Consider the following 19,653-nt stretch of genomic DNA (forward strand, 5'->3'; position numbering starts at 1 on the left):
CCCAAAAACTAAAAAATTTTATCTAAAGTTGCTCCGATTCCAGATTTAACTCTATCTTTTATCGAATCCTGTTTACCATCATGATTCCAATCACCTTTATTAAACTTAATTCCATCTGTTATTATACTAGCTCCTATAGAAACACCAAAACCAAAACAAGCTCCAACAACAGTTCCAATTGGACCTCCAAAAACAGTTCCAACAGCTGCACCTACCTGAGCACCCGCAAAGGCACTTACAGCAGTTGTACCAACCCCAATTGCTGCATCACCAATGATATCACCAGCTATCTTAGTTTTTGACGCTTTATTTTCAATATTTTCCTTTGTATCATTAATTACATCCCATCCTATAGCTGCATAGCCTAAAGCATTTGTTTTTAATTTCAATGAATCTTTCAGAATTTCTTTTGGTGATAAAACATGTCTTTTTACATCGTCTATTTGCTTTACTTCAGCTAAAGGTAATTTTGTACGCCTTATCACATTAAGTCCATTTTTATCCTTTAGTACGGTGCGATTTTGAAATCTTACCATTTCTTTTCCTTTGTTATTTTTGTAGGGGGTTACACGCAAACCTTTATTATGTAAAGCTGCCAACTTGTAAGCAGCTGCACCTTCAGTTACAGTACCAAGTAAAGTAAATAAAGATCCCGTAGGGTTATCTTTCCAATCATCAATATCGCCACCCATCGGTGCAAACCAATTAATATCAATTGCTTCTTCCCCAAATGAAACTTCTTGTTGATCAACCTTCTCAAAACGATCAGCAATTTTTCTTAATGCATCACTTTGTTCTTTTAAAACTGTCGTTATAGTAGCTAATACTGAGCCTGCGTATTGGGATTGATTCAACACAGCATCTCTTCCAGATACCTGGAATGGAATATCAAATAACTGCTGATTGATACGTTGATATGTTTCAAACAGCTCATGAGCTGTTTGTTCTATATTAGAAGACAATTTCCTTAAATGGTCAGGAGTAACCTTAATTTCGCCACTCACCTTGTTTCACCGCCTAATGATTTAAGATAAAGTACCATTTTCTTTATCTCTTCAGTAATTGTAAAGGTGTCAAGACAAATAAAATTCGTTTGTGTTTGCTCATTATCTAAAACTTTTTGGATTAGCCAATATTGATTTTGACTATATAAAAACTGAATACAGTCTGTAGACCATGAGTCTTTTATATAATAATGAACTTGAACAGTATTTAACTCTTCACGATTATGTATAATGTTTGCTAACTCTAAGGAAGCTTCATCATCTAAGTAAAGTTTTAAGTAATCTACTAATTGCTTGTTTGATTGATTTAAAATGTTTTCCTTATATGCAGAAGAAGGGATTTTAAATGTATAATTTGGACGAGAGAAAGTATTTTTAGGCTGTAATGCTTGATATATAAATTGCCAAGCTACCTCTGGTGTCCCGCATTCTTTAAATGTACATTGTTTTTCACCGTTAGTATCTGTTATTACATTTTGTATAACTTTTTTTTCACTAAAATAGAAAATATTTTTTTCTAAAGCGCTGTTTTTACTTATCTGTACTTCAATAACAAATCCTGTAGTTAAACAAATACGAAAATATTCTAAAAGTTGTTTGTCACATAATGTTTCATCTTCTTTTATTATGAGTAGCTCTTCGTTTGTCCAATTCTCGTACATTACATCCAATTCTTTGTCTATTTCCTCATCTGACCAATTTTCAAAGGGGTTCTCAATTCCAATCATCGTTTCATGGTCAAATATACCAGTTAATACATATACTTCTTTATTTGATAAAATAAGAGGTTCAATAGTCAAGTAGTCCCACTCCCTAGTGTAATATGTAATCTCTAGGAAATATAATACAATAAAAAAATGATTCAATCTAGTAATTACCAACGTTTAAAACTAAAAACTAAAAAAATTCTAACAACAAAAAAGAAAGAGAATTAATACATATTTTTATAATAATAATGTCTTTTCACTTCATAATTTTTATTTTGTCAGCTAAAAAAATAGAAGTATTGTCCCATATAAGACAATACTTCTATTTTCACTTAAAAATCACATAATAAATTTCTCATTACCTCTTCCAATACTATATCTGGATTTACTACCGTTTTTTCCGGACACCATCCTATAAAGCCATCTGGTCTAATTAATACAGCACCTCCATTCTCTATACCATATAATTTGCTAAAAATATCTTCTGGAGCAATAAAGTCTCCACTTAAGCCAACACGATACCCTTTTATATTTATTCCTAATTTAGCTGAAACAGTATGTGCTGCTTCAGCCCAAGAACTATTTTTTACTCCTGTAAGTAATACAAAACTGTTACCGAATAAGTCTAATGTAGAAACTTTCTTCCCTTCATACTTTCCCCATAAATGTGACGCTCGCGTTCCAGGTCTCCCGTTCAACTCTATGCTATCCATTCTATGTGGAGTGACTAAATTATCTATAATCGCCTCTGAACAATACTGATATCCAACTGTAACAGCTAAACTATCCATATTATTCAAACTGCCTTCCTCTCTATTCGCAGCACGAAACAGTAAACTACTTGCATAAGCTGTCGTTAATTTTGCAACAGAGTGTCTCTCTTCATGATATGTTTCTAACAATTTTGGTTTTGCCTTCCCTTTTATAACAGCCGCTAATTTCCAGGCTAAGTTATGTGCATCTTGTATTCCTGTATTTGAACCAAATCCTCCTGTTGGCGGCATAATATGTGCTGAATCTCCAACTAAAAAAATTCGATTTTCTTGAAATTTCACCGCTGTACTTTCGGCCGCTTCCCACGGTAAAACACTTAATATTTTTGATTCAACATTTGTACTTCCAATTGCTATTTGAATAATTTGTTTACAACGTTCTATAGTGAAGTCCTCTAGCCCCTCTCCTTTTAATGGATCGTAGGCTACATGATAAATCCATTTTTTTACGTTATCAACCGGGATAAGTGCACCAAGAACCTCCGGATGAACTACCATAGAAAAACCGAATGCGTCTCCTTGTATAAACTCACTTAAGTCTGCTTCAAAATAAATATTCATATAATAGCCACCAATGGTTCCACGCCCCTCAGTTTTAATCCCTAACTGCTCACGTATTTTACTTTTCGCTCCATCTGCTGCAATTACATAGTCACAATGTATGACACTTTCTTTTTCTGTTTCACGATTTCGAATCGTTGCTTTTACCCCGTTTTCATTTTGTTCAAATGAAACTAATTCATGATAAAAAGATAGTTGCCCGCCTAATGTTTTCGCTTCTTGTAACATCATCTCTTCTAAAATAATTTGATAACACGCAGTTTGTTTTGATGGACTAATCTTTTCTATTTTTTGAAGTAACTCTTCATCGTTTCCATACTGAGCCGCCCTCATTTGTACCAATTCTTCCTTATTCGCCTCAGCTATTGTATGAACTGCTATTCTTCCGCGGCAATTTTCTAACGCTTTACCCGCTGATCTAATTCTTTGTTCTAAACCCAATTCTCGAAATAACTCCATCGTACGAAAAGTGATTCCACCTGCTTTTGGATGAATTGCAGTAGACGGGTGCCTTTCAACCAGTAAATAATCAACGTTATGTTTTGCAAGGAATAGCGCAGATGCTAATCCTGATAATCCTCCTCCAACAATTAAAACTGGTACATCATTCGATTTCATATATTTACCCTCCACATCATTGTTCTGAGCTCAGTGACATAAATATAATCAAAAAAACAACAAAGATATAGACTTATATTTCATTTTAAATTATCATATAGATAGATTACGCCCCAAATTACTTTTACTTTTTCATACATCTATAATCCACCTGAATTGTGTCTGTATGAAAGTGTAAAACAAAAGAACGTACTTTACGTTGAACCATGTTCTATCGTAAAAATCAAAAATAATACAAACATTATAAGCGATTGTAACCTTATGGATTATACAAGGTTACGACCGCTTATTTTATTGTTACATCATTTTTTGTTTTTAAAACCTCATCTATTGTGTTATGTAGTCCTTCCAATCCCTTTTCTATCTCCCTATAATTTTCAACAATAAAAAATTCATTCGTCTCGATTTTCTTTCTCAATATTGCACCTCATACAACAATCATGTAGCATTACCGTATCGAAGTAATGGTTCATCATCTTAAACCTTTCGACTAATTACCTGGAGGCAAAGTGATTGAAATGAATAAACAAGAACAATTAAATATTATAAAAAAAGATTTTATTGATTCTCAAAAAGTATTATTGGCAATTGGTGATGAAACACGTCAAGCTATTTTATTAGTGCTAATGGAAACAGAATGTCAAACAGGATTACGTGTAGGAGAAATTACGAAGCAAACACACCTTTCCCGTCCAGCAGTATCACATCACCTTAAGATTTTACGAGAAGCTGGCATTATTTTAATGAGAAAAGAAGGTACAAAGAATTTTTATTATATTGATATACGTACAAAATTAGGTTTATTAAAAAATCTTGTATTAGATATTGAGAAGCTATTGCAAAACTTTTATTAAAACTTGGAGGTATAAGAAATGAAAGCAATGATAATTGATAAGTACGGAAAAGTCCCAATGCGTATGGCAGAGGTACCTACTCCTGAAATTAATGAGTATGAAGTGCTCGCAGAAATTCATGCAGCTAGTATTAATCCAATTGATTTTAAAATACGCGATGGAAAAGTGAAGATGTTGCTTAAATATGAGATGCCCCTAATCCTTGGTAATGACTTTTCCGGTGTCATCGTAAAGGTTGGGGCAAAAGTGACTAACTTTAAAGTCGGTGATGAAATATATGCTCGTCCAAGAAAAAATAAGATTGGTACTTTCGCGGAGTATATAGCCATTCATGAAGATGATATTGCTTTAAAACCGAAAAATTTAAGTTTTGAGGAAGCGGCTTCGATTCCACTCGTTGGCTTAACATCATATCAAGCATTACATGACATCATGCAATTACAAAAAGGACAAAAGATTTTAATTCACGCTGGATCCGGTGGTGTTGGTACTTTCGCTATTCAGCTAGCAAAAATAATGGGTGCCATTGTTACAACGACTGCTAGTGAAGCTGGTGCGAATTTAGTAACGTCTCTTGGCGCAGATGAAATTATTAATTACAAAACAGAAAAATTTGAAGATATACTAAAAAATTATGATGCGGTATTTGATACAATCGGCGGTGCAACACTTGAAAAATCATTCAATATTATAAAAAGCGGAGGAAACATTGTTTCAGTTTCAGGTATGCCGAATGCTCGCTTCGGTAAAGAATTTGGTTCAGGATTCTTTAAAACTCTCTTATTTTCATTAGCCAGCAAAAAACTTACTGCACTTGAAGAAAAGCATAATGCTCAATATTCATTTTTATTTATGAAGCCAAGCGGGGATCAATTACGTACTATTGCAAACTATATTGAAGCCGGAAAAATTAAACCGGTAATCGATCGAGTTTTCCCTTTTGAAGATGCGCAAAAAGCAATGGAATATTCAGAGTCTGGAAGAGCAAAAGGAAAATTAATTGTAAAAATTAAATAATAATAAAACCTCCATTTTTAAAAATGGAGGTTTTAAATTTGCTGTTAAATAGACATAGTACAATGAAGTCCTTACAATAGATTGCAAGGGGAAATATTGTATTATACTTTTAGTTAACTTTACAAAGAATACATACGTACAAATACATAATTTAAAATACAAAAAGGAGGAGATACAATGACTAAAAATAATGAAACAGGTTGGAATTTAGATAATAGTTATATGACTTTACCACAATCATTTTATACAGAAATCCCCCCTACTCCCGTAAGTTCACCGGAGTTAGTTAAACTAAACCATTCATTAGCGATATCTCTTGGCTTGACCCCTGAAGAACTGAAAAAGGAAGCTGAAATTGCTATTTTCGCTGGTAATGCACTCCCAGAAGGAGCTCATCCATTAGCTCAAGCATATGCTGGCCATCAATTCGGACATTTTAATATGTTAGGCGACGGTCGTGCTCTTTTAATTGGCGAACAAATTACTCCTTCAGGTGAGCGTTTCGATATTCAACTGAAAGGTTCTGGCCCTACTCCCTATTCACGCCGAGGAGATGGCCGTGCTGCACTCGGTCCGATGCTACGTGAATATATTATTAGCGAAGCAATGTATGCACTCGATATTCCAACTACCCGCAGTTTAGCAGTTGTCACAACCGGTGAACCAACCTATCGTGAAACAAAGTTACCTGGAGCAATTTTAACTAGAGTAGCTAGTAGCCATATTCGCGTCGGTACATTTCAATATGCTGCAGCTCGTGGTTCAATAGAGGACCTGAAATCACTAGCTGACTATACGATAAAAAGGCATTACCCAGAAATTGAATCTCATGAAAACCGATATACTGCATTACTACAAGAAGTCATTAAAAGACAAGCCAGTCTTATCGCAAAATGGCAACTTGTTGGATTTATTCACGGCGTAATGAACACTGACAATATAACGATCAGTGGCGAAACAATTGATTACGGTCCTTGTGCATTTATGGACAATTACGACCAAGGAACCGTATTTAGCTCTATTGACACACAAGGTCGTTATGCATATGGAAATCAACCATATATGGCCGCATGGGATCTCGCACGACTAGCAGAATCTTTAATACCGATTCTGCACGAAGATGATGAAGAAGCACTAAAAATCGCTCAAGACGAAATTTCGAAATTTAGCGTACAGTATGAAAACAATTGGTTCCTTGGAATGAAAAAGAAATTAGGACTATTTAGCAACGAAGAACAAGATCAATCACTTATTGAGCAACTTTTAAAAATGATGGAGAAATATAAAGCGGATTATACAAATACATTCCGTTCATTAACTCTCGATGCTATCGAAAATACAGCTCTATTTGAAAGTCCTGAATTTAAAGAATGGTACAAACTGTGGCAATCTCGATTAGAAAGACAAGAACAATCAAAAGAAAACGCCTACGAGATGATGAAAAATAATAACCCATCAATCATCCCGAGGAACCACCGTGTAGAAGAAGCACTAGAAGCAGCTGTTACAAATGACGACTATAGCGTAATGGAGCAACTTCTTGAAGCTTTATCAAACCCTTATGCGTATTCTACAGATCAAGAAGAATACTGCATTCCGCCTGCGCCTACTAGTCGTCCTTATCGTACTTTTTGTGGGACTTGATTGTTTAATATGTAAAAAGGTGCGTTCATATAAATTGTGTGAACGCACCCTTTTTATATCCCCCCACTCAACTAAAACTTTAAAATGCACACCCCCCGATGCCATTTCTTTAATCCAAAATAAATTCTACACTATTCCAATAGAATTACTCGTAAGCTTGTTAAACAAATATTGAGAAATATAAAACATCATTTCTAAATATTTTTATTTTTGATACTATATTTTATAAGAATATTCAAAAAGTGAGGGGATATCATGAACGTTCAACTACAAGGTAATGAACAAATTACAAAATTATTTAATGACTGGTATTTGGCTATGCTAAAACAAGATGTGTCCCAAGCGACAAACTTAAAGCATGAAATTGAGGAAAAGGAACTAAACTTTGAAGAAGATGAAAACTTAGCATTATACTATTCTCTACTAAATTTTCGTTTCAAAGTTTTAACTGATGGTTTAAGTATCACAAAAGACAGTTTTAATAAGATAGATTCTTACGCGATTTCACCTAATCACCAACTTTCTTACTACTATCATTTATTTAAAGCAATTCATGCTACTTTAACAACAAATTATAATTTAGCAAGTGAACATTATGAAAAAGCTGCGAGACTACTGGTAAATGCCATTGATGATCTAGAAAAAGGGGAATTTAATTATCGAATGGCTATTTTCTATTATCATTTTTACCAGCCAATTGAGGCTATTGAATATGCAACCAAAGCGAAAGAATTCTTCATAAAAGCTGTAGGGTATGAAAAGAATGTCGCCTCTTGTGAAAGCGTATTAGGCGCAGCATTTGTATATTTAAAACAATACGAGCAAGCAGAGGAAAAATATAATTCGGCAATCAACATTTTACAGAAACAGGATGAAGAATCATTACTGTTAAGAGTACGTAATAACTTAGGGTGGCTATATGCTAATCAAAACTTATCAACATTAGCTATTCGTCATTTATCTGAAGTGACAACAAAAATGCCTACACATTTTAAAGCAATTTTCTTACAAGCAAGAGAACATTCTAAACTTGGTGAAATAAATATCGCTTCAGAATTTATTAAAAAAGGATTAAAAATTTGTACAGAACTTAACAATGAAGAATATATGCTTCACTTTAAAATTTTAGATTCCCTTAACAATAACGAGTCAACTGAAGACTTAGAAAAAATTATTCTTGAAGGAATTACGTATTTCGACAAAGAATCTTTATATAACTATACTCAAGAATATTCAGAAAAGTTAGCCGTTAAACTTTACGATGAAAATAACCATATAAAAGCAAGTGAGTATTTTCATAAAGCGTTACAAGCAAAAGAAAAAACGTTTGAGAAAGGGGCATTAAAATGATAAAAAAAATTAGTTCTATCGTTTTAGGATTATCTGTACTAAGTATTGTATCTATTGGTCTAAATAGTTCATTTACATATCAAGCAGGTCATGCGGATTTCCCGGCACCCCAAAGACCTGACCTTGTTCAATCCGTTGACGTAAGTAAAGACTACAACTCAACAACAACTGAAAAAGCACTTTAAAAAACGGAAGACCTTCAATTAAGAAGGTCTTTTTAAATACGCTTATTTAGAATATTTTCCTTTCATGTAGACTTTATTTTCTCATCAACTCCGCAATCCTCTTACTCTCCTCACTACCAACTTTCTCAAGTTTCTCCACAACTAAATTTCGTCTCTCTACAGAATGATTTTGACTTAACTTCGCTTTTCCTTCTATTTTATTTATCTTTATTTTGAATCCAACTATTCCCTTACTTAATCCTCCCATATAATTTGGATCTACATCATTAAGTGAGTAGGTGCTCTCTGGATCTTCATATTTATTTACTAAATCTTGAAGAGAATCTACTAATGTCTTCTCATCTTCAACAATTTCTAATTCACCGTATACATGCACTGCAACGTAATTCCATGTTGGTACTGCATTGTTTGTTTCATACCATGACGGAGAGATATAACTATGTGGTCCTTGAAATATAGCTAGTACTTGCTGAGTCCCAATATCTTTCCACTGTTCATTCGGCCGTGCGAAGTGACCCTGTAAAGTAAGGGTCTCCCTATTTAATAACAACGGCAAGTGCGTTGCATATGGTTCTCCGTTATGTTGAGAAAATAATGTCGCAAAGCTATTTTGTTCCATTATTTCGTACTTCATCTCTTCATCTTGTATTGCGAAATATTTTGGTATGTACATAAGCTCCCTCTTTTCCGATCTTTTCTAATTTATTTCCTATTATATTTAGTAACCGCATCAATCAACAGGGCCAGTTTGCATTTGTTTTATAATGGCAGCTTTCTATTTCAAAACAATAGGCAGCATGTATTCCATGCTGCTTTAGTTTATTTTTTCTAATATATTTGTAATAAATACGGTCTTACCCTCAATATAACTAGATCGATTTTTCGACTCTCTTGCTAACTCTTCCTTCAAGTTTCCATACTCATTAGCTACTTCAGTATGTTCACGAAGGTAATCTCGAAACGCTATATGCCTTCTCAACTCTTCACTATTTTTATCACACACATATAAATGATGTTCCATCCAAACTGTATTTCCCTCGTTCCATGGAACGAACATATCCTTTCTTCCAAACGCCTCTCTTCCTTTAAAGCTCCATTCTAACTGATGATAGTACCCTATCTTCTCAAGTTTTTTTACTACCTCATGAAAAATTTCGTACTCTTCTATTACAATATCGATATCTAGTATTGGTTTTGATGCAAGCCCTTTAACAGATGTACTCCCAACATGTTCAATGGATAAAATGCTGTCTTCCATCACATCGTTAATGAGAGTTTGTAGCTTATTAAATTCACTTTCCCATTTGATGTTATATTCTTCGATAGTAATTCTCTGTTTCAACGTATCCCTCTCCTCAAAAGCAATTATAATCTTTGAATATGGGTATCCTTAAAATCCGTCTCATATTTCAACCCATATCCAAACATTCGATCCATTCCAATATGTGCTGTCCATATTAAGCCAATCACTATAACGGTATCTATCTTAAAATAGACACCTATTAGAACAATTAATATGGATATAATATATGTGTGACATACGTTATATATTTTCGCACCAACGTGATTATTGATCCCATACGCTAACATGGATAAATCCGGCGCTAAAAGGAATACAAAAAATATAATCCAATTAAACTCATATATTGAATACATATAAATCGTGGCTAAAAATACAACCATTCCTTCAAAATGTACAATACGTTTTTGCATTATTTATCATTCCTATTTTTCTATATTTATTAATACATTTTCATCGCTGAAAGTATTCTTTGCATTTTTTGACCAGATGGTTGCTAATATTGGCCCTGCAATGTTATGCCATACTGCCGCTAATACACTTGGGAGTGCAGCAGCCGGTCCAAAATGCAAAATACTTTCCAGCTATATTACTTATCGCTTCTAGTACTTTCATCCACTCAGCCCCTATCTTTTAATTGAAACACCTTATTCGGATTCAAAATATTTTGCGGATCAAGAGCTTTCTTTATTTTCTCCATTACAAATAATGCCGCCCCATGTTCTTCTTCTTGATACTTTCGTTTTCCGATTCCAACGCCATGTTCTCCTGTACACGTTCCTCCTCGTTTAAGAGCATACAAAACGATACTTTCGTTTATTTCGTCTGCCTTCTTCACTTCCTCTTTATCATTTGCGTCAATCATTAAGAGTACATGGAAATTCCCATCCCCAACATGACCGAGAATACCACCAATAAGGCCTACTTTATCTAATACCTCTTTCGCATGTTGAATTGCGCCAGCTAATTCCGAAATTGGCACACATACGTCTGTACTCATTAGCTTTTTACCAGGATAACTATGCACGTAAGAGTACGCTAAGTTATGTCTTGCATCCCACAGTTTATTTCTCGCTGCTGTTTCCGTCTCAAATGCAATTTCTATACATTTATGATCAAGAACGATTTCTTTCGTAAATTCAATATCTTGCTTTAACCCTGCTTCATTGCCGTGAAACTCTAAAAACAGTGTCGGTTCTTCTCTGTAACTTGTTTCATTGTAATGATTTACTTGTTTCATAGATAATTCATCAACGAGTTCAATTCTCGCGATTGGAATACCTGCTTGTAATATGTTAATTACAGCTTCTACTGCATCATTTATAGTTGGAAACGATGCCCTCGCAGCCATAACATGTTCTGGTATACCGTATACTTTTAAAGTTAACTCCGTGAAACATCCAAGTGTTCCTTCTGAGCCTACGAAAATACCATTTAAATGATAACCTGATGATGACTTCGCCGCTAAATTCCCGGTATGTATTACTCCTCCATCAGCAAGAACGACTTTTAAATCTCGAACTTGATCACGCATTACCCCATACTTTACCGCTGTCGTTCCGCTCGCATTTGTAGCAGCCATTCCTCCTAACGTTGCATCAGCTCCTGGGTCTACACTAAAAAATAATCCATACTTTTTCAATTCTTTATTAAGCTGAGAGCGCGTCACCCCTGGCTGTACTCTCACAAGAAAATCCTTTTCTCTTATTTCAAGTATTTTATTCATAAGAGAAAAGTCCATTGTAATTCCTTTTTCGTAAGGAATTACATGTCCCTCTAAACTGGACCCTACTCCAAATGGAACGACAGCTGTCCCATGCTGACTCGCTATTTTCATTATCGCGCTAACTTCTTCGGTCGTTTTTGGAAAAACAACTACATCAGGTAAACTACTAACATGGTAAGATTCATCTTTACTATGTAACTCTCTTACTGTCATATTTATTACTACTCGATCTTCAGGAAGTATGCCTTTTAATTCATTTACTACATGTTCAATTGTTATTTCCATAATCAACTCTCCTTTTTAAGTTTAAAATTAGTATACCATTTTTATACAAAATAATTAGAAAAATAAGATTATTTAGCGTGAACATAGAAAAAAGAACCTGCAGCACACGCTACAAGTTCTTTTTCACTACATTTTAAACGATTTCTTTATTAACAACATAAACCAAATTAAAGTAACTGCCATCAACGAATGAGAAAACCCTACAATATAAGTTAACCCTTTAAAGTCAGCTCCATTTAACTGAAGAAGCCCTCTCGCTGCTAGCGAACCTAACATTAATGTTAATGCAATGTTATGTAAAACAAACCACTTATTAAACCCTTTCACTTCATGAAACGCGAATACTTTTGCTAATCCTAAAGCAATTAAAAAGAAGAAAAAGCCAAGTACAAGTGTATGTGTATGCAAAAGATTTAACAAAGTAGATCCTAAAATCCCTTTATACTTACCATACTCCCTAGCGAAAATCCCTGATAATAAACCGATAATCAAATACGTAAACGATGCATTATATAATTTCTTCATTATGTACCTCCTTGAGTAGAATGTGTAGTGTGTCATATTTAGTAATAATGATAGTTATATAGTAAAAACTCCTAGTCACCTAGGAGTCATTGTATAAGCATCTCACTCTTTACAATCAATCTTAATTATAAAATATCTCTCTATACAAAACAAACGAACTTTATGTGAACAAACAAAGCCCCACTAAAATATGTTGCACTTTTGTTTTACACAATCCATACTAATTGTTATAACTTTTTAAAGGTGGTGTAATCATTGATAGTTCTTGAAACCGAACGTCTTAACCTTCGTTGGCTTGATATAAAAGACGCTCCTTTTATTCTTGAGTTAGTAAACGATTCTGCATGGATTCAGTTTATCGGTGACAAAGGAGTTAGAAACTTAGAAGATGCAAAAAATTATATTGTAAACGGTCCCATCGATATGTATAACAAACTCGGATTTGGCCTTTACTTAGTAGAATGCAAAGAAGATCTCACTCCACTTGGTATGTGTGGCCTTATTAAAAGAGATTCATTAGAAGACGTTGATATCGGATTTGCCTTTTTAGAAACATTCCGTTCAAAAGGATATGGCTACGAGTCAGCTTCTGCGATAATCGAATACGGTGTACAAAAGCTCGGCATGAAACGAATTGTAGCAATTACTTCTATAGATAACATCGCCTCAGGAAAGCTTTTAGAAAAAGTAGGATTACGATTTGAGAAAATCATTTCAGATTCAGGAGAAGATTTAAAATTATTTGGGTATAACGCATAGTAAAGAAGGTCGCCTTGAATGGCGACCTTCTTTACTACTTTACTGATCTCGTAATAATACTTTTAGTTACATTATAGTTTTGCAGTAATTCTTGTGATTACCACTATTCCTTTCATATCACATTTTTGGAAATTTACAGAAATAAAACTTTCACTTCTAAAGAAAATATATTAATATATTAAATAAAGGAAGTGAAAATAAATGGAACAACCGCTATTTTTATTAGTTCTTCAATTCATTGCATTTATATTAATTATTTGTATCGTATATGGAATCTTGTACAATACCGTATTGAAATTAAATATGCATAAATGAACTGCACATATAGTAGCTACGGTATTTTCACTTGGTATCGCCTATCAAGCTTTTATAAATTTCATTTGAATAACCTTTGTAGCAATTACTTCTATTGTTGATGCAGTAAAGCTTTTAGAAAAGCAGAATTGCAATTTAAGAGGATTATTTCAAAATCAGGAAACGTAGCCATTTTTTATAAAGTCTGTCCTGCGCAAAATAGTAAAGAAGTTAGTTTCGCTGAAAATGTGTTTGCATAACAAGAAATGAATTTAATTGATCCTGCAAAAATTTTATTTTAATTCTAGTTCTATTGTTTGAAATCGTTCTAGGGTACCATTTGTGTGGACTTTAAAATTTTTCATTTGCGCACCAAAATGTTGCGTTAAGTAAAATGTATCACCAGTTATTAAATTTCCAATCTTCCAATGAGGTTGATATGTACTTTCCATGGAACTTTCTAAATTCCTATTCATTACTAAATTGATATATAATGATGATAAACTATTCAACATTTTCGTTAAAGATAGTCTCTAACTACCTAATGAACTCAAGTAAACGCATCTTCAGTCATTTTAAGAGATACAAAAGGCACCCTTTCGGGTGCTTTTTGTATAAAAACCCCATTTTATATTCGATACCAACCACGAAACTTTTTAGAATAATAGTATCATTATGTCTCCTTTTTAGAGATTATTTTTAATTACCTTGAATTTTTTGCACCAGAACCGGAAAATCCCTAACTACTCGAAATATCAACTATCAAGTGCTAATATTCAATAACGCGTACTGAAAATGATTAAACATTTTTATAAACCAGTGGAACATTTAAGAAATCAATTTTTCTCTTATCGAAATTTAATTAGCTTACAGTAATACAGTGGTCATATATTTTTAAGAATAACGGAAGAATATATAGAAATTGCTACAGAAATGTGAAGTTTAATTAATTTAGGAGGAACAAACTTGTTTAATCAGCTTGTAAAAATTATACCGAATTTATTTACGATTGGAAATTTATTGTGCGGTGTTTTCTCAATTACCTTGAATATGAGTGAATATTTAGGAACAGCCTCCATTCTCATTTTCTTTTCAGCTGTTTTAGATTTTCTTGATGGAAGAATTGCGAGAAAATTAAAAGTGAACAGTGAGTTTGGCGTAGAATTGGATTCCTTAGCTGATATTGTTAGTTTCGGCGTCGCTCCTGCGCTTTTATTTCATACGATAGCAACACCTTCTATTTTAACTTCTTTGGCATTTATCCTATTCCCAACAATGGGTGCTTTAAGATTAGCTAAATTTAGTATTAAACCAACTATTGGATATTTTAAGGGATTACCTATTCCAGCTGCAGGATTATCATTGGCTGGTATGGCATTGTTTTCATATAGTAATGCATGGATTACTTTAATCCTCGCCCTCTTAATGGTAAGTCCCATTAGGTTTAAAAAATTTTAATTAAGGTCACGCCCAACGCCATTAAGGAGCATCTCAAATAGATTTAACGCGTCAATAAGTATAAAAAAGCGGGACAATAATATTAAATGAGGTGCCATTCGTAAAAATTAAAACCTTGTATTTATAGCTATTTCGATATGTTGTTCTGAAGCGTTAATACACTTTTAATAGGAGCTCCCTTTATCAAGAGAGCTCCTGTTCTTATTTCTTCTTCTTTTCTGTCGGTTGGCTTTGTTTAGCAAAATTAGATGAATCATCAAAATTCGGTTGCTTTTTACCAGCATTATTACTTCTACCTTTTCCCATATGTAATGCACCTCCCCTCCCCCTTACTATTCCCAATAAAAAAATTCTCTTGCATCCAAGAGAATTTTTGATTGGGTTCATATTGATAATACCTAAGTACTTCCAACACTACCATTCCATAAAAGATGGATCAAATGTTAAATTCATTAATGCTAAAACAAATATTACATTTTCATATTTACCGGATAATCAATTAATAATCCTAATGTATTTCCTGAAGCTGCAACAATTATGATTTCCTTGTCTAACACGTCATCTATAACTTCTTTTAATTATCCTTACCTATCATATAATATTTTCCTACACATTGAGATTGCATGTTGTATAAGGAAGCCCTTCTTTTTTCCATGCAAGAAATCCTCCCTTTAAATTCACTACTTCCTTTATACCAGCTCTTTGTAAAATACTAGCTGCTATAGCGGAACGTAGTCCGGTTCGACATTGCAAAACTATTGGACAATCTTTCGGTATATAATCTATCTGTTCAATTAGATTACCTAAAGTGATATGTATTGCATCATGAAGGTGTCCTTCCTCCCACTCTTTTTTACTACGCACATCGATAACCTTAACGCTTTCACCTTTTATATGCGGATATAATTCAATCGATGTTTTTTCTTTATAACTTTCAAATCTATCAAGTCTTTGTATTACTTTTAAGGGTGCAAAAGCAATAATATTATCTAACCCAATGGATTCAAATTCTCTAATAACTGCCTCCACTTTAACTTTTTCTTCATCTAGAATTATTAAAGTTTCTTTTTTATAATCTAATAACCATCCACACCAAGTTGTGAATGAATTGTTATAAGGTATGTTAATTGATTTCTCAATATGACCTGCAGCAAAACTCTCTACATCCCTTATATCAACTATTTGATGAACGCTCCTCAAAATTTCTTGAAGTTCTTCTACTGTATTAATAGCAGTACCTTTTCTCTTCTTACGAATTGGCGGACCATACTTATTTAAATTCTTCATTAATGAAAAATACTTTGGAGGCTCTGGCTGTCCCGTCAATAAAGTCGATACAAAATCACTTTCTTCAGTACACTGAAATGCCCAATTGAACATCTTTTCATAACCTAATGTAGAAGTTGGAATTGCTCCTAATGCTTTTCCACATGCGCTTCCTGCACCATGTGAAGGCCATATTTGCAAATAATCAGGGAGTATTTTTATTTTTTGTATAGAATCAAATAATTGTTTCGCTCCTATTTTTGCAGTATCTTTCATGCCGACAGCAGTTTCTAATAAATCCGGTCTTCCTATATCCCCTACAAATATAAAATCACCTGTGAATATTCCTATCGGCTTATCATTGGTATAGTTATTTTGACTTGTATCAGTTACTAAAAAAGAAATACTTTCAGGCGTATGCCCTGGGGTGTGAATTACATTAAATTTTATATGGCCTACTTTAAACTCTGTGCCCTCTCTAACCAATTTGTATCGACCTTCGTTAAGATATTGATATTTCCAATCACAATCTCCTTCATCAGATACATATAAATTTGCATGATAAAGATTAGAAAGTTCTCTAGATCCAGAAAGAAAATCTGCATGAATGTGAGTCTCAGCTGCAGCAATTACTTCCATCCCCTCTTTCTTAGCAAACTCTATATATTTTTCTATATAGCGACCTGGATCAATTACAATTGCTACACCTTCCTTCTGACAACCGACTAAATAGGAAGCATGTGCTAATTTTTCATCATAAAAATATTTTAAAAGCATAGTTATTCCCTCCAAATAGTTATTTCAAATTGTTTTTCAATTTTTATAACCACTTTTTATCTTCTCCTATAAGGTCCCTTTCAACATTAAATTCCAATACATATAGGGCAACATATATCTTTTAAGTAAAAACATACTATACCGTTCTTTCGCTTGATTAAATGGAAACGTTTCTTGGGGCTCATGTTCATAATTAAATTCAGCGAGTATAAGACTTTTATATCCTGTAACAATCGGACAGGATGTATATCCATCATATTTAGCATGCAAGTCTCTTCCGTTAATTACGTCCATAATATTTTGTTTTAAGACAGGTATTTGTTTTCGAATTGCCGCTCCAGTTTTAGAGGTGGGTAAATTGGTACAATCTCCAAGTCCAAAAATATTCTTATACTGTATATGCTGTAAAGTATAAGGGCTTATATCTACCCACCCCTGAGAATCACTTATCTCACTCTCTTTAATAAAATTAGGTGGCCCCATTGGTGGAACAACATGGATCATACTGTATGGTACAGTTTCTCTTTTCAGTGTTTGCGTATCTTCAAAAATTGCTTCTTTCTTTTCGGCAATAATTTCTACTAAGTTTTTATTATAATTTGTTATAATTTGCTTTCTTTCTAGCACTTGTTCTAAAGTATTTGCATAACGTGGAACCTGAAATATGTTAGCGTTCGCAGTATAAAACATTACTTCACTTTTGTTTCTTACACCGCTATTAGAAAAATACTCTTCTGCTAAATACATAATCTTTTGTGGAGCACCACCGCATTTAATAGGAGTATTGGGGTGGGTAAAAACCGCATTTCCTCCTTTAAATTTTTCAATTTCTCTCCAAGTTGAATCAACATATTTATAAGAGTAATTACTACAAACCCCATTATTCCCAATAGACTCTTTTAAGCCTTTAATACCTTCCCAATTTATTTGTATTCCGGCTGCTACAATAAGAATTTCATACTCAAGCAACAGTCCATCATCTAAAAGTATCTTATTTTCAGATGGACATAACTTAACAACACTTTTAGGGATCCACGTTGCCCCTTTTGGAATAAGTGATTCTTGATCACGCATCGTACTTTCCTTTGAAACAATTCCTCCCCCCACTAAACTCCATAGTGGCTGAAAATAATGTTTTTTTGACGGATCAATAATCGCTATACTTTCTTTCAATAGGGGGACATTTCGTAATAAATGTGCAGTAGAAGATAGTCCTGCAGTCCCGGCACCAATGACAATAATTTTATAACTATCTCTAGTCTTCATTATCCTCTTCCTATCTAAAATTGATTTTTAAATTAACTAATTAGTAGCCATATTTTCATCGTAGTAACATTATTATAAGTTAAAAACACCATAGTTTTATCATATTTAAGTGAAAATTCCGTTAATTACACCATTACCATTACTATATGCGTAACTCCCCTATGTTACTTCCATATTTTATTTTAAATAACAAAACCATATATTGTTACATCGAATAAAACTAATATCTTAAAATACTTTTCATGAATCCGGATAAGTAATGTTAAAAAAAAACAAGATCTAACATCTTAGCTGTTACAATAAGTAGATTCACATAATTCACAACTAAGACAAGCATTAAATATCACTTAAGTTTCTTTACCTTTTTCTGTATATAATGATAAAAAATTGTGAAATTTTATCGCATTATACAAGACATTTAATATCAAATATATTACTTTTACTATGAACTAAATGTGTTTATAGGACTTTTTTAAATAAACAAGGTGCTAAATTAATTCTCAAGAAGTCATTACTATTACATTTATCTAAAAATTGAAAAAATATGTGTAGATGGATATCATCTTAAATACATATATGATTTTTAATTTTCTGACACGATTTCACATAATTCTTAAACTGATTTTTTGCTTACATTATGAAAAAAAATGCACCGTGTCAGTCTTTAAAAGATTATATATCAAAACTTTTAGAGAGGAAGAAAAACTATGAAGATGAAAAGGAAAATCATGATGACAACAGCACTTGCAGCTACGTTAGCTACAGGTGCACTACCTACTACCTCAGTGTTTGCTGCAGAAAAGGAGGCTCCCATTCAACCAAAAGAGGCACAATTAAGTATTCAACCTTTTGCACAAAACAATTTGGAAACAGCCGTTCAAGCTGCCTTAAATGGTCCAGAAGTCAAAAAAATCAAAGTATTTGAACATGAATTTAATGTAAAAGAAATAGAAGTAGTAAATCTAGGTGCAGGAAAAAAATATGTTAAGGGGCAAATCTCTCATCATTTAAGTTTTCGTCCAGATGATCAATTTTATTATGAGTTTACAGTACAAGATGGAAAGGTACTAGATAAACCTGTATTTAATATTGATAGAGGTGGTTGGACACCATTTGCTGCTCCACTTTTATCAATTCTTGCTGCGTATAATGGAATTCCAGTTAATCCAAATGATTTAAATGCACTTGGTCAGCAGATTGGTAAAGTTATAGATGGAAGCTGGGAACATGCAGCCCAATCAATTGCAACTGTAGTTAGTCTCAGTTTTAATGAGTAGAATTTTT

The 19,653-nt window shown here is 33.3% G+C and carries 19 protein-coding genes and 2 pseudogenes; 9 read left to right on the plus strand and 12 right to left on the minus strand.

Annotation, left to right across the window (positions count from 1 at the left end; translation table 11 throughout):
* Positions 1–8 precede the first annotated feature (8 nt).
* The 4 genes from AC3EMB_RS16975 to AC3EMB_RS16990 all read right to left on the minus strand — a co-directional run bounded on the left by AC3EMB_RS16975 (position 9) and on the right by AC3EMB_RS16990 (position 4,081).
* The gene (locus AC3EMB_RS16975) at positions 9–1,004 is read right to left on the minus strand and encodes a WXG100 family type VII secretion target (protein ID WP_428880243.1); all 996 of its coding nucleotides are present in this window, start codon (positions 1,002–1,004) and stop codon (positions 9–11) included.
* Positions 1,001–1,804, minus strand: a complete 804-nt coding sequence (locus tag AC3EMB_RS16980) for a hypothetical protein (protein ID WP_053563876.1) — start codon at positions 1,802–1,804, stop codon at positions 1,001–1,003. Before AC3EMB_RS16980 ends, AC3EMB_RS16975 begins: the two co-directional genes overlap by 4 nt.
* Positions 1,805–2,043: 239 nt before the next feature.
* A complete protein-coding gene (locus tag AC3EMB_RS16985) occupies positions 2,044–3,663 on the minus strand; it encodes an FAD-dependent oxidoreductase (protein ID WP_488517172.1) in 1,620 nt (539 codons plus the stop codon).
* 286 nt (positions 3,664–3,949) lie between these two features.
* A complete protein-coding gene (locus AC3EMB_RS16990; RefSeq protein WP_001227549.1) occupies positions 3,950–4,081 on the minus strand; it encodes a hypothetical protein in 132 nt (43 codons plus the stop codon).
* 91 nt (positions 4,082–4,172) lie between these two features.
* Between AC3EMB_RS16990 and AC3EMB_RS16995 the strand changes: the two genes are divergently transcribed.
* From AC3EMB_RS16995 to AC3EMB_RS17015, 5 genes are all read left to right on the plus strand, one after another.
* Positions 4,173–4,517: an ArsR/SmtB family transcription factor gene (locus tag AC3EMB_RS16995; protein WP_000571870.1), complete on the plus strand. Its 345-nt coding sequence runs from the start codon at positions 4,173–4,175 to the stop codon at positions 4,515–4,517.
* Positions 4,518–4,535: 18 nt separating this feature from the next.
* A complete protein-coding gene (locus AC3EMB_RS17000; RefSeq protein WP_488517173.1) occupies positions 4,536–5,534 on the plus strand; it encodes an NADP-dependent oxidoreductase in 999 nt (332 codons plus the stop codon).
* A 177-nt stretch (positions 5,535–5,711) separates the two neighbouring features.
* Positions 5,712–7,178, plus strand: a complete 1,467-nt coding sequence (locus tag AC3EMB_RS17005) for a protein adenylyltransferase SelO (protein ID WP_488517174.1) — start codon at positions 5,712–5,714, stop codon at positions 7,176–7,178.
* Between the two features lie 255 nt (positions 7,179–7,433).
* Positions 7,434–8,528, plus strand: a complete 1,095-nt coding sequence (locus tag AC3EMB_RS17010) for a response regulator aspartate phosphatase (RefSeq protein WP_488517175.1) — start codon at positions 7,434–7,436, stop codon at positions 8,526–8,528.
* Entirely contained in the window at positions 8,525–8,713 is a 189-nt protein-coding gene (locus AC3EMB_RS17015; protein WP_023522648.1) for a Phr family secreted Rap phosphatase inhibitor, read from the plus strand. The genes AC3EMB_RS17010 and AC3EMB_RS17015 overlap by 4 nt, the downstream gene beginning before the upstream one ends.
* 73 nt (positions 8,714–8,786) lie before the next feature.
* Here AC3EMB_RS17015 and AC3EMB_RS17020 read toward each other — a convergent pair whose 3' ends face one another.
* The 6 genes and pseudogenes from AC3EMB_RS17020 to AC3EMB_RS17045 all read right to left on the minus strand — a co-directional run bounded on the left by AC3EMB_RS17020 (position 8,787) and on the right by AC3EMB_RS17045 (position 12,549).
* Positions 8,787–9,386, minus strand: a complete 600-nt coding sequence (locus AC3EMB_RS17020) for an FMN-binding negative transcriptional regulator (protein ID WP_488517176.1) — start codon at positions 9,384–9,386, stop codon at positions 8,787–8,789.
* A gap of 141 nt (positions 9,387–9,527) precedes the next feature.
* Positions 9,528–10,055 (minus strand): GrpB family protein, encoded by a 528-nt coding sequence (locus tag AC3EMB_RS17025; RefSeq protein WP_488517177.1) that lies wholly within the window; start codon positions 10,053–10,055, stop codon positions 9,528–9,530.
* Positions 10,056–10,078: 23 nt separating this feature from the next.
* Complete coding sequence (locus tag AC3EMB_RS17030) at positions 10,079–10,426, minus strand: DUF4260 domain-containing protein (protein ID WP_446025790.1); 348 nt, start codon at positions 10,424–10,426, stop codon at positions 10,079–10,081.
* A gap of 12 nt (positions 10,427–10,438) precedes the next feature.
* Positions 10,439–10,582, minus strand: a pseudogene (locus AC3EMB_RS17035) (bile acid:sodium symporter family protein); the annotation flags it as partial.
* 50 nt (positions 10,583–10,632) lie between these two features.
* Positions 10,633–12,024, minus strand: a complete 1,392-nt coding sequence (locus AC3EMB_RS17040; protein WP_459244954.1) for an FAD-binding oxidoreductase — start codon at positions 12,022–12,024, stop codon at positions 10,633–10,635.
* Between the two features lie 126 nt (positions 12,025–12,150).
* Positions 12,151–12,549 (minus strand): DUF2871 family protein, encoded by a 399-nt coding sequence (locus tag AC3EMB_RS17045; RefSeq protein WP_000737891.1) that lies wholly within the window; start codon positions 12,547–12,549, stop codon positions 12,151–12,153.
* 255 nt (positions 12,550–12,804) lie between these two features.
* Here AC3EMB_RS17045 and AC3EMB_RS17050 point away from each other — a divergent pair, with 255 nt between their 5' ends.
* From AC3EMB_RS17050 to pssA, 3 genes and pseudogenes are all read left to right on the plus strand, one after another.
* Positions 12,805–13,308 carry a GNAT family N-acetyltransferase gene (locus AC3EMB_RS17050; protein WP_098127981.1) on the plus strand — a complete coding sequence of 168 codons (504 nt, stop codon included), beginning with the start codon at positions 12,805–12,807 and terminating at the stop codon, positions 13,306–13,308.
* A 201-nt stretch (positions 13,309–13,509) separates the two neighbouring features.
* Positions 13,510–13,692: pseudogene (locus tag AC3EMB_RS17055) on the plus strand (hypothetical protein).
* 876 nt (positions 13,693–14,568) lie between these two features.
* Positions 14,569–15,060 (plus strand): CDP-diacylglycerol--serine O-phosphatidyltransferase, encoded by a 492-nt coding sequence (pssA, locus tag AC3EMB_RS17060; RefSeq protein ID WP_000483075.1) that lies wholly within the window; start codon positions 14,569–14,571, stop codon positions 15,058–15,060.
* Positions 15,061–15,666: 606 nt separating this feature from the next.
* Here pssA and AC3EMB_RS17065 read toward each other — a convergent pair.
* Complete coding sequence (locus AC3EMB_RS17065; RefSeq protein WP_488517178.1) at positions 15,667–17,103, minus strand: MBL fold metallo-hydrolase; 1,437 nt, start codon at positions 17,101–17,103, stop codon at positions 15,667–15,669.
* Positions 17,104–17,169: 66 nt separating this feature from the next.
* On the minus strand, positions 17,170–18,369 hold the full coding sequence (locus AC3EMB_RS17070; protein ID WP_089171536.1) for an FAD/NAD(P)-binding oxidoreductase: 1,200 nt from the start codon (positions 18,367–18,369) through the stop codon (positions 17,170–17,172).
* 707 nt (positions 18,370–19,076) lie between these two features.
* Here AC3EMB_RS17070 and AC3EMB_RS17075 point away from each other — a divergent pair.
* On the plus strand, positions 19,077–19,646 hold the full coding sequence (locus AC3EMB_RS17075) for a methyltransferase (RefSeq protein WP_089171537.1): 570 nt from the start codon (positions 19,077–19,079) through the stop codon (positions 19,644–19,646).
* Positions 19,647–19,653 lie beyond the last annotated feature (7 nt).

The sequence above is a fragment of the Bacillus sp. LQ16 genome, from assembly GCF_057784645.1.